This is a genomic window from Nonomuraea sp. B5E05 (genome assembly GCF_039880665.1).
Classification (GTDB): Bacteria; Actinomycetota; Actinomycetes; order Streptosporangiales; family Streptosporangiaceae; genus Nonomuraea.
In genome coordinates, this window is record NZ_JBDPMJ010000005.1 from 251,328 (window position 1) to 263,001 (window position 11,674).

Consider the following 11,674-nt stretch of genomic DNA (forward strand, 5'->3'; position numbering starts at 1 on the left):
CCATCGGCTCGGGCGTGTGTGAGCCTTCTGGTGAGCTCATGCGCGAAGGCGCGGCGACGGTCAGGGTCCTGCACTCTGCTCGTGCATGGCGGGTCATCTGAAGCCCTCGGGGCGCCTGCCGGCGTGCCCGGAAAGGAAGAGCCGCGCATGCGAAGAAGACTGTTCGTCATGCTCGCGACCGCCGTCGTCCTGCTCGTGGCGGCGGTCGTGCGGATGTCACCGGTGTCGGCCGTCGCCTCGGATCCGTACGCGTACAAGAACGTCAGGATCGACGGCGGCGGCTTCGTCCCCGGCATCATCTTCAACCCGTCGGAGCGCAACCTCATCTACGCCCGCACCGACATCGGCGGGGCCTACCGCTGGAACCAGTCCACCAGGTCGTGGACCCCCTTGCTCGACTGGGTGGGCTGGGACAAGTGGGGCTACAACGGCGTGATCAGCCTGGCCACCGACCCCGTCGACACCGACCGCGTGTACGCCGCCGTCGGCATGTACACCAACAGCTGGGACCCCAACAACGGAGCCATCCTGCGCTCGGCCGACAGGGGCGGCAGCTGGCAGGTCACGCCGCTGCCGTTCAAGCTCGGCGGCAACATGCCCGGCCGCGGCATGGGCGAGGCGCTGTCCGTCGACCCCAACGACAACAGCGTGCTCTACTTCGGCGCCCCCAACGGCAACGGGTTGTGGCGCAGCACCGACCACGGCGCGACCTGGTCGGAGGTGACGAGCTTCCCCAACCCCGGCAACTACGCCCAGGATCCGAACGACCCCAACGGCTACCTCAGCCACGAGCCCGGCGTGCTCTGGGTGACCTACGACCCGCGCTCGTCCGCCGAGGGCAGCGCCACCAGGACCATCTACGTGGGCGTCGCCGACAAGGACAACAGCGTCTACCGCACCACGGACGCAGGCGCCACCTGGCAGCGCGTCGCCGGCCAGCCCACCGGCTACCTGCCGCACAAGGGCGTGCTCGACACGGAGAACGGCTACCTGTACATCGCCACGAGCGACACCGGCGGGCCGTACGACGGGGCCAAGGGCGACGTGTGGCGTTACACCACCGAGACGGGCGCCTGGACCCGGATCAGCCCCGTCCCGTCCTCCAGCGAGGACGACTACTTCGGCTACAGCGGGCTCACCATCGACCGGCAGAACCCGTCCACGATCATGGTGGCCACCCAGATCTCCTGGTGGCCCGATGTGATCTTCTTCCGGTCCACGGACTCCGGCGCCACCTGGACCCGCGTGTGGGACTGGACGTCGTACCCGAACCGCAGCTTCCGCTACACGATGGACATCTCGGAGAACCCGTGGCTGACGTTCGGCGGTAACCCGCAGCCCCCCGAGACCGCGCCGAAGCTCGGCTGGATGACCGAGTCGCTGGAGATCGACCCGTTCGACTCCGACAGGATGATGTACGGCACCGGCGCCACCATCTACGGCACCGAGAACCTCACCCGCTGGGACGCGGGCGGGCAGTTCACGATCAAGCCCATGGCGAGGGGCCTGGAGGAGACGGCCGTGCTCGACCTGATCAGCCCGCCGAGCGGCGCGCCCCTGATCAGCGGCCTGGGCGACATCGCCGGCTTCCGCCACACCGACCTCGACGCCGTGCCGCCGATGATGTTCACCTCGCCGACGTTCACCTCCACCACCAGCCTCGACTACGCCGAACGGAACCCGTCGGTCATGGTGCGGGCCGGCAACTTCACCGACGCCGACCGGCCGAACGACAGCCACGTGGCCTTCTCCACGGACGGCGGCGCCAACTGGTTCCAGGGCACCGAGCCGGGCGGCGTCAACGAGGGCGGCACGGTCGCGGCGGCGGCCGACGGCTCCCGCTTCGTCTGGGCGCCCAAGGGCGTGGCGCCGGTCTACTCGGCCGGCTACGGCAACTCCTGGCAGTCCGCCTCAGGCCTGCCCACGGACGCGGTCGTCGAGTCCGACCGGGTCGACCCGATGACGTTCTACGGCCTGAGCGGCGGTCGCCTCTACCGCAGCACCGACGGCGGCGCCACGTTCGCCGCCACCGCCGCGACCGGCCTGCCGGCGGGCGGCAAGTTCAAGGCGGTGCCCGGCCGCCAGGGCGACCTGTGGCTGGCCGGCGACGGCGGCCTGTGGCGCTCCACCAACGGCGGGGCGTCCTTCTCCAAGGCGCCCGGCATCACCAAGTCGGTGAACGTCGGCTTCGGCAAGGCCGCGCCCGGCGGGACGTACATGGCGGTCTTCGCCGTGGCCACCCTCGACGGCGTCACCGGCCTGTACCGCTCGGACGACGCCGGAGCGAGCTGGCTCAGGATCAACGACGACGAGCACCAGTGGGGCAACATGGGCGAGGCCCTCACCGGCGACCCGCGCGTCTACGGCCGCGTCTACCTCGGCACCAACGGCCGCGGCATCATCTACGGCGACCGCACGGGCCCGCCCGTCACCGTCACCCCGACCGTCACGCCCACGGTCACCCCGACCGTCACGCCCACGGTCACCCCGACCGTCACGCCCACGGTGACCCCGACCGTCACGCCCACGGCGGGCGGGGGCTGCACGGCCACGTACAAGGCGGGCAACCAGTGGCCGGGCGGCTTCCAGGCGGAGGTGACGGTCAAGAACACCAGCGCATCCGCGATCAACGGCTGGACGGTCACCTGGACATGGGCCGGTGACGAGAAGATCACCCAGCTCTGGAACGGCACCGTCACCCAGACGGGCGCCGGCGTGAGCGTCGGGAACGCCGGCTACAACGGCAACCTGTCACCGAACGGGACCGCGTCGTTCGGCTTCAACGGCAGCTCCGGCCCCACCCACACCCCACCCGCCACCCTCACCTGCACCCCGTCCTGACCCCGGTGACCCGCGGGAGGCGGCTCCCGCGGGTCGTCCCCGGCACCGCGATCACCCCGGGCTGGACGAGCACCGGCCGGTCAGGCCCAGGGGCGGTAGGGGCCGGGATGGCGCATGGCCTGGACGGTGCCGCGGATGATGCTCTCCTTGAACGCGGCGGAGGCACGGCCGGTGAGCACGACGTCCAGCGGGCTGTCGTCGGCGCGGGTGAACTGGGTGACGCCGTCGCGGCGGCCCAGGCTGACGTTGCGCCAGACGTGGCGGAACCTGGCCGGCCCGGGCTCACGCCCGGCCACCAGGCCGGCCACGGCGTCGCCCGTGCACAGGCCCATGGGCAGCCCGGTCTGGCACGACATCCGCGACCGCTCGCCGGGCCGCTCACCGGTCGGCGCCGCCGCGTCGCCGATGCCGAACACCTCGGGATGCGACACCGAGCGCAGCGACCGGTCGACGACCATGCGGCCCTCCGCGTCGGTGCGCAGCCCCGACGCGGCGGCCAGCGGGGAGACGCGGAACCCGCCCGCCCACACCACCGTCCGCGCGGGCAGCTCGTCGCCGCTCTCCAGCAGGACGCCGTCGGGGCCGACCTTGGCGACGGGTTCGTGCTCGCGGACCACGACGCCCAGGCGGGCGAAGGCCCGGAGGACGTGGCGGCGGCCCCGTACGGACAGGCCAGGGGCGACGGGGCCGGCGCAGAGCAGCTCGACCCGCAGCCCTGGGCGGGTCTCGGCGAGCTCGGCCGCCGTCTCGATCCCGGTGAGCCCGCCGCCCACCACGGTCACCGGTCCCGGCCCAGCCAGCCGGGCCCGCAGCCGTACGGCGTCGCCCGCCGTCGCGATCGGGTACGCGTGCTCGCGCACCCCCGGCACGGCGTCCAGGTCGGCGGCGCTGCCGAGGGCGTAGACCAGCACGTCATAGCTCAGCGTGTACGGTGGCCCGTCCAGCTGGACCGTCCGCGCCTGAAGGTCGAGACCGGTCACCTGGGCCACCACCAGCCCGACGCCGGTGCCGTCGAGCAGGCCGGCCAGCGGCAGGTCGGGCAGCCGCTGCCCGGCCGCGAGCTGGTGCAGCCGCACCCGCTCGACGAACCGGTCGGCCGCGTTGACCAGCGTCACCCGTACGCCCGTCGAGCGCAGCCGGCGGGCGGCGCGTTTGGCCGCCCCCAGCCCGGCGTATCCGGCTCCCAGCACCACGATGTGGTTCGTCATGGTTCCTCCGATCGAGTCCCCACATGAACCGGCGAGCCGGGCCGTTCGTGACACACCTGGCCTGTGACGGTGCTCACATCAGCTGCGTGGCGGCGAAGGCGAGCTTGGCCGGGCTCACGATGGTCCTGACCGCGGCGACCCGCCCGTCCGCGACCTCCACGGCGAAGACCGCGAGCAGGCCGCCGCCGGCCTCGCGCACGACCACGGCGGGCTCGGCGTTGACGTCCACGATGTCCCAGGCGATCCCGGCCGCCTCCGGCCGGTCGGCGAGCCCGCGCAGGTAACGCAGCACCCTCGCCCGCCCGTACACCGGGCGTCGGGCGGCGGTCGCGGTGCCGCCGCCGTCGGTCCAGGCCACCACGTCGTCGGCGAGCAGTTGCTCCAGCGCCGCCACATCGCCGGCGAGCGTCGCCCGCAGGAACCCCCGCACGATCCGGCGATGGTGCTCGCGGTCGCTCTCGAACCGTTTGCGCGGCTCGCCGACGTGCGCCCTGGCCCGGCGGTGCAGCTGGCGGGAGTGCGCCTCGGTGATGCCGAGGATGCCGGCGACCTCGGCGTGGCCGTGCCCGAACGCCTCCCTCAGCACGAACACCGCCCGCTCCACCGGGGTCAGCCGCTCCAGCAGGATGAGCACGCCCAGGGACACCGACTCGCGCTGCTCGACGGTCTCCAGCGGCCCGAGGGCGCCGTCGCCGGTCAGCACCGGCTCCGGCAGCCACGGCCCCACGTAGCTCTCCCGCCGCCGCCACGCCGAGCCGAGCCGGCTCAGGCACAGGTTGGTGACCACCCTGGTCAGCCAGGCCGCGGGCACCTCGACCGGCCCGGCCTGGCTCCAGCGGACGTACGCCTCCTGGACCATGTCCTCGGCCTCGGCGGCCGAGCCGAGCAGGCGGTAGGCCAGCGCGAACAGCCGCGGCCGCTGCTCCTCGAACACGGCCACGGGCGCCGGGTGCCGCTCCTCCGCGCCGGGAACCTCCACGCACCCGATGCTAGGACGTCACCCGGTCGCCGTCCCGAGCGGGCGAGCCGCAGGCCTACGGCACCTGCCCGGGCCGGTCGACGAGGCGGTCAGGCGGTGCGGTAGCGCACGGTCTCGCCGTCGGCGCTCCACCACCGCAGCCCCGCCTTCTCTAGCACGCGGATGGAGGCGGGGTTGGACAGCTCGGCGGTGGCGGTCACGGCGTGCACCTCCGGCGCGGTCAGGGCGTGCGCGACGAGGGCCCGGGTGGCCTCCGACGCGTAGCCGCGGCCACGCCGGGAGGGCACGACGCCGTACCCGATCTCGATGGCGCCTTCGGCGGGCGGCCAGAACAGGCCGATGGAGCCGACCACCCGGCCGCTCTCGCGTTCGGCGATCACGCGATGGCCGTGGTCGCCGAGCAGTTCGGGTTGTTCGGCGAGGATGCCGGCGATCACGCGGTCGCCCTCGGCGGGGAAGTCGTCCGCCCAGTGCTCAAGCCGCTCGCCGCCGAGGACGGCGGCGATCTCGCCGGTGGCCCATGGGCGCAGCACGAGCCGGTCAGTGGTCAGAATGGTGCTGGAAGACACGCGACACTCCTGGTCGTCGGTGGGACGACCGGGCCGCGGGCGCTACGCTCGCGCGACCCGGTCAAGGGCATGCTGACGAAGGCCGTGGCGGGCCATATTCATCAACCTCCTCGTCCGGGTGCCGACCGTTCGCGAGCCAGGTTAGCCGGTGTGGCGGATGGTGTTGTCGGCGGGGTTGACCTGAACTGTGGTTGAGGTAGCAGGGTGGAGGGACCGTAAGAAGAAGGAGCAGTGCCATGCCGAAGGACAGAGTGGTCATTTACGAGGAGACCGGCGCCGACCCGGAAACCGACGTGCTGGTGATCCAGAACGCGAGCGGACGCACCCGCGTGCGCGCCGTCGGGGACCCCGCCCAGATGGCGGAGCTGGTGACCGGTCTGGTGGGGGAGGGGGTGGACCAGGTCGAGCTCTGCGGCGGCTTCGGCGCCCTCTGGCACGCGGAGGCCGTCAGAGCCTCCGGCGGGAGGGCGCCGGTGGGGGCGATCTACTACGGTTTCGAGTCGCTGACCGGCGTGGCGTCCTTCAAGGCCAGGTACGAGGCCGGTGAGGCGTTGTCCGAGGCGTTCATCATCGTGCACGAAGGGGCGGACCCCGAGGCCGACCGGGTCGTGCTCGACAAGGACGGCGGCGGCAGCACCACCGTGGTCGGGGTGCCGGACGCCGCTGCCGCCGCCGAGGTCGCCGGCAAGATGGCGGCCGACCTGCACCTGATCGAGCTCTTCGGAACGCCGGGGCCGTACGCGGCCGAGCCGGTCATCCGCGCCGTGGACCCCGCCGCGCTCCCCGTCGGCGTCATCGCCCACGGACGCTGACAGGACGCGGGCTCAGGTGCTGGCGCGGACGGCGAGTTGCGGGGTGAGCAGGGTGGAGTCGGGCACCACGCGGCCCTCCAGCTTGTCCATGACCAGGCGGACGGCCTCCCTGCCCACCTCCTCCGCCGGGATCAGCACCGAGGTCAGCGGCGGGCTGGCGCGCTCGGCCACGTCGTCGGGGCAGATCGCCACCACGGCCACGTCGTGCGGCACCCGCCGGTCCAGCTGGCGCAGCGCCGCGAGCACGTGCCCGACCGCGGCCTCGTTGTGCACGACCAGCCCCGACAGGCCGGGCTGGTCGAGGAGCAGGTCGCGGACGGTCTCGTACACCTCGTCGAACGTCTCCTCGCAGGCGAGCGCCACCCCCTTGAGGCCGTGGGCGTCCACCGCCTCCACGAACCCCTCCCGGGTGCGCCGGGCGAAGCCGGTGCCCCGCTCGTAGACCACGGACGGCGCCCCCAGCAGGGCGATCTCGTCGTGGCCGCGCTCGGCCAGGTGCTCGACGCAGCGCGCGCCGGCCGCGGCGAAGTCGAGGTCCACGCACGTCAGCCCGGCGGGTTCGGCGGGGAATCCGATGAGCACGCTCGGCTCGGCCAGCTCGCGCAGCAGCGGCACCCGGCGGTCGTCCAGCTCGACGTCCATGAGGACGAGCGCGTCCACCAGCGCGCTGGCCGCCACCCGCCGGATGCCGGCGGTGCCCTCGTCGGCGGTCAGCAGCAGCACGTCGTGGTCGAAGCGGCGGGCGGCGGTGACGACCGCGCTGGCGAAGCGCATGAGGACGGGCACGTGCATGCCGGCCCGCAACGGCAGCACCAGCGCGATCACATTGGAGCGCCGGCTGGCCAGGGCGCGGGCCCCGGCGTTCGGGTGGTAGCCGAGGGCGTTGATGCTGTCGAGCACCCGCCGCCTGGTGTCGGCCGAGATCGTCCGCTTGCCGCTGAGCACGTAGGAGACCGTGCTGACAGCCACGCCCGCGTGCTTGGCGACCTCGGAGATCGTGACCGCGCGCCCGCTCAAGCCCCGGCTCCGAAGTCGAGCCGGGACAGCCTCACCCCGTCGTTCTCGAACACGACATAAAGATCGTGCACGCCGTCCGCGTCCGCAAGGGGAGCCGTGACGGCGTGGTAGGCGTAGCGGCCGGTCCGCGGCACGGGAAGCGTGGCCAGGGCAGGGCCGTAGAGCGGGTCGTCGCGGCGGATGGTGATCATGCCGCCTTCCGCGCTGCCCGCCGTCGCCACGCAGGACACGCTGCCGGCCAGATCGACCTGCCGGAACAGGATCCAGGCGCCCTCCGCGTCGGACCGCACGGCGTCGCCGTCCTCCTTCGTCTCGTCCACGAACGTGATCGCGTCGTACTCGTCGTGGCAGACCGCGCGCAGCAGCCCCGACTGGGGCGGGATGGTCTCGCCCTCGACCTCGAAGGGGGCGCTCAGGCGCAGGTCGGTGGCGCTGCGGCCGACCATGAGCCGGTGCGGCGCGTGCTCCACGACGAACCTGCTCCTGGTCACGTCCCAGAAGGCCAGCTCGGAGACGGGCAGCGCCAGCCTGACCGTACGGCTCTCGCCGGGCGCGAGGTGCGCCTTGTCGAAGCCGCGCAGGCGGCGCAGCGGCTGCTTGACGCGGGAGCGCTGCTGGTGGGTGTAGAACTGCACCACCTCGACGCCGGGCCGCGCGCCCGTGTTGGTGACCGTGACCTCCGCGCGCAGCACGTCACCGTCGAGGCGCACGCGCAGGTCGGCGTAGCCGAACGTGGTGTAGCTGAGGCCGTGGCCGAACGGGTGCAGCGGCACCCCGCGGAAATACTGGTAGGTGGCGTCGGAGGCGATGATGTCGTAGTCGAGCAGGTCGGGCAGCTCCTGCTCCGAGCGGTACCACGTCTGGGTGAGGCGGCCCTCCGGGTCGGCGTCGCCGAAGAGCACGTCGGCCAGGGCGTGTCCGTACTCCTGGCCGCCGTGGGCCGACCACACCACGGCCGGCACGTCGCCGTCGGTCCAGGTGAGCGGGTAGCCGCTGGTGACGACCATGACGGTGCGGGGGTTCGCCGCGCGCACGGCCCGCACCACGGCGTCCTGGGCGGGGGCGAGCGCCAGGGTCATGCGGTCCTCGGTCTCCCTGCCGTTGACGAGGGGGTGGTCGCCGACCACGACGACGGCGACGTCCGCGCCGGCGGCGAGCCTCGCGGCCTCCTCCGCGCCGCTCCTGACGACGTCCATGGCCAGCCAGACGGCCTGGTCGGCGTCGTCGACCAGGCGCAGCACGCCGTCGGCTCCCGCTCCGACGTAGCAGCCGGTCGAGATGTGGCGCAGGGCGAGGGTGCCGCGCGGGCGCTCCTCCATGCGGAACGTCTGGCGCACCTCCCACCCGTTCGGCCCCGGCTGGTCGTTGACCAGCGTCTGGCCGTCCACCGACACGAACCGCCCGGTCGCCACCGCCCGCAGCGCGTAGGCGCCGCCACCCCAGTCGAACAGGTCGAACCCGCTCGCCTCTGGACCGCCCACACTGAGCGGCCCGCCGGCGGGGTCGGCGGCCACGGGCCCGGCCTCGGCGGTCAGCGTCACCCGGTCCACGGCCTCGCAGAACACCGTCCGGCAGCGCTCGGCCAGCCCGGCGCGCGCGGTGACGGCGTAGGGGAGGGTGCCGCTGTACCAGTCCTCCATGAGCGCGTCGCCGAGCTGGCCGATCACCGCGACCGTGCCGGTCCCGTCCAGCGGGAGCAGGCCGTCGTTGCGCAGCAGCACGAACGAGCGCCGCGCCGCCTCCCTGGCCAGCGCCTGGTGCCCGGGACAGTTGACCACGTTGTCGGTGATGCCGTCGTACGGCGTCGCGGGGTCGAACTCGCCGAGCCGGAACCGGATCGACAGCGCGTGGCGTACGGCGCCGTCGACGTCCTCCTCCGTGAGCAGGCCGAGCCGCAGCGCCTCGCGCAGGTGCCCGAGGGTGGCTTCCGCGCGGTCGTCGTCCTGGGTGAAGCTGTCGATCCCGGCCTTGACCGCGTGCGCGTACGCCTCGGGCGGCGTGTCGTGGTAGCCCTGCAGCGCGGTGAGGTTGCCCGGCGCGTACGCGTCGCTGACCACCAGCAGGTCGCCTGGCGCCCAGGCCCGCAGCACCTGCCCGATCAGCGGGCTGAGATGCGCGGGACGCCCGTTGACCAGGTTGTACGACGGCATGACGGCCACCGCGGCGCCCTGCTCGATGGCGGGCCGGAAGGCGGGCAGCTCGTACTCGTGCAGCACCCGGGGCGGCAGGCTGCTGGAGGTCGTGCAGCGGTCGGTTTCGTTGTTGTAGGCGAGGAAGTGCTTGAGGGTGGGCGCGGTCTTCAACGTTTCGGGAGCGCTCCCACGTAGCCCGAGCGCGAACGCCGTGGCCGTGACGCCGGTCAGCCACGGGTCCTCGGAATAGCCCTCCTCGTTCCGCCCCCACCGGGGATCGCGCAGCGGGTTGACCACGGGGGCCCACACGTTGAGCCCCGCGCCGGCCGGATCCTTGTGGTGGAAGGCCAGCACCTCGTCGCCGACCGCCTCGCCCACCCTGCGGACGAGGTCGAGGTCCCAGGTCGAGGCCAGCCCGACGGCCTGGGGGAACACGGTGGCCGGGCCGAGCCAGGCCAGGCCGTGCAGCGCCTCGGTGCCGGTGCGGAACGCCCCGACACCCAGCCGTTCGACCGGGGCCTGGTACTGGTGGAGCAGGCCCGTCTTCTCCTCGAGGGTGAGCCTGCGCATCAGGTCGTCGATCCGGGCGGAGAGGGGGAGCGCTGGGTCGCGGAAGGGTTGTTGCATGGTCATCCCTCGGAGAGTGTCGAAGCGCTTCGACGACCGGCCTGGCGAAGTTACGCGGACATTTCGGTGGGTTGACTGAAGGGTGCACGTCCCGGTGACCAAGGTCAAGGGATTCGCGACAATCCTCCGGGCAATCTTCCCGAATCGATGGAGTCGAGCACCCGCGCCGCGCCCCCGAGCGCCGCCGCGTCGTGACCCAGCGTCGAGGCCACGACCTGGCATCCGCCGCCCTCGACGGCGATGACGCGCTCGCCCATCTCGCCGTGCACCGCCGGCAGCAGCCAGGGCGCCAGCGGCACGTAGTAGCCTCCCAGGACCACCACCTCGGGGTTGAGGAGGTTCGCCAGGATGGACACGCCCTTGCCGAGGCTCCTGCCCACCGCGTCGAGCGTGGCCAGGGTGCCGGGGTCGCCGGCGCGGGCGAGCCGCACCGCCTCCTCGATCTCCATCTGCACCTCGGCGGGAGACACGTCCTTGCGCAGCACGGCGCCGATGCCCGCCATGACCTCCAGGCAGCCGCGCCGCCCGCAGGGGCACGCGGGGCCGTCGGGATCGAGTTGCACGTGGCCGATCTCGCCGCTGTAGCCGAGGCGCCCCCTGCGCAGCCGCCCGTCGAGGATGATGCCCGCCCCCACGCCGATCTCGCCGGTGAGATAGACCAGGTCGGAGGCCCCGGCGTGCGCGCCGAAGCGCTGCTCGGCCAGCGCGGCGAGGTTGGCGTCGTTGTCGACCTGGATGGGGAAGCCGGGGTCGCGCAGCGCCTTGGCCAGGTCGCCGCCGATGTCGGCGTCGCGCCAGCCCAGGTTGGGCGCGATGCGCGCGGTGCCCTGCACGTCGACCAGGCCCGGCACGGCCACGGCCAGGCCCAGCACCTGGCGTTCCTCCTTGGCCATGCGGCCGACCACGCGCCTGATGATCGCTCCGACGCCGGCCATGCCCTGGTTGACCGAGCCGCCTCCGGAAAACCCGCGCCGCCATGTCAGCAGCCGCTCGCCCGCCAGGCCGGTGGCCACGGCCGACACGTGGTCGACGTTGATCTCGACCCCGATGGCCGCGTAGGGGGAGCCGTCGAGCACGAGCATCGTGGCCGGCCTGCCGACCCGGTTCTCCGTCAGGCCCGTCTCGCGTACGAGCCGCCGGTCGATGAGGTCGGCGACGAGGCTCGACACCGTCGCCTTGTTCAGCCCGGTGGAGGCCGCGATGTCGGCCCGCGAGCACGGCGCGTGCTCGCGGACGAAGCGCAGCACGACCGCGAGGTTGGTGGCGCGCACGTCGGCGAAGTCGGCCGGCTGAGGGCCGGTCGTAGAAGTGATCAATATCAGCCCCGTTCCCAGATGACCCCAGCATGCCGCATCGCAGGCTCCCTTCCCTAACGAGGAACCCGCTCGCGAGAGGCGCCGCCGCGTAGCACGTTTCCCATCAGTGCCAACCTGTGACCGTCCCGATCCTTGTGGCCTATGCTGACAGTCTACTAATTTGTTTGGCTGAA

The 11,674-nt window shown here is 72.9% G+C and carries 8 protein-coding genes; 2 read left to right on the top strand and 6 right to left on the bottom strand.

The genetic code is table 11. The features are described from left to right. Positions 1–147: 147 nt before the first annotated feature. Positions 148–2,841: a cellulose binding domain-containing protein gene (locus ABGB01_RS12165; RefSeq protein WP_347773314.1), complete on the top strand. Its 2,694-nt coding sequence runs from the start codon at positions 148–150 to the stop codon at positions 2,839–2,841. 80 nt (positions 2,842–2,921) lie between these two features. Here ABGB01_RS12165 and ABGB01_RS12170 read toward each other — a convergent pair whose 3' ends face one another. The 3 genes from ABGB01_RS12170 to ABGB01_RS12180 form a co-directional block, all read right to left on the bottom strand. After that, positions 2,922–4,049, bottom strand: coding sequence for an FAD-dependent oxidoreductase (locus ABGB01_RS12170; protein ID WP_347773316.1), 1,128 nt, complete (start codon positions 4,047–4,049; stop codon positions 2,922–2,924). A gap of 73 nt (positions 4,050–4,122) precedes the next feature. Continuing rightward, entirely contained in the window at positions 4,123–5,028 is a 906-nt protein-coding gene (gene sigJ, locus ABGB01_RS12175; protein WP_347773318.1) for an RNA polymerase sigma factor SigJ, read from the bottom strand. 89 nt (positions 5,029–5,117) lie between these two features. Further along, positions 5,118–5,597 (bottom strand): GNAT family N-acetyltransferase, encoded by a 480-nt coding sequence (locus ABGB01_RS12180; RefSeq protein ID WP_347773320.1) that lies wholly within the window; start codon positions 5,595–5,597, stop codon positions 5,118–5,120. A 236-nt stretch (positions 5,598–5,833) separates the two neighbouring features. Between ABGB01_RS12180 and ABGB01_RS12185 the strand changes: the two genes are divergently transcribed. Continuing rightward, on the top strand, positions 5,834–6,409 hold the full coding sequence (locus ABGB01_RS12185) for a DUF6506 family protein (RefSeq protein WP_347773322.1): 576 nt from the start codon (positions 5,834–5,836) through the stop codon (positions 6,407–6,409). Positions 6,410–6,421: 12 nt separating this feature from the next. Here ABGB01_RS12185 and ABGB01_RS12190 read toward each other — a convergent pair whose 3' ends face one another. The 3 genes from ABGB01_RS12190 to ABGB01_RS12200 form a co-directional block, all read right to left on the bottom strand. Next, positions 6,422–7,426 carry a LacI family DNA-binding transcriptional regulator gene (locus ABGB01_RS12190; protein WP_347773324.1) on the bottom strand — a complete coding sequence of 335 codons (1,005 nt, stop codon included), beginning with the start codon at positions 7,424–7,426 and terminating at the stop codon, positions 6,422–6,424. Continuing rightward, positions 7,423–10,191, bottom strand: coding sequence for a glycoside hydrolase family 3 C-terminal domain-containing protein (locus tag ABGB01_RS12195; protein WP_347773326.1), 2,769 nt, complete (start codon positions 10,189–10,191; stop codon positions 7,423–7,425). The genes ABGB01_RS12190 and ABGB01_RS12195 overlap by 4 nt, the downstream gene beginning before the upstream one ends. A 98-nt stretch (positions 10,192–10,289) precedes the next feature. Further along, complete coding sequence (locus tag ABGB01_RS12200; RefSeq protein WP_347773328.1) at positions 10,290–11,501, bottom strand: ROK family transcriptional regulator; 1,212 nt, start codon at positions 11,499–11,501, stop codon at positions 10,290–10,292. Positions 11,502–11,674 lie beyond the last annotated feature (173 nt).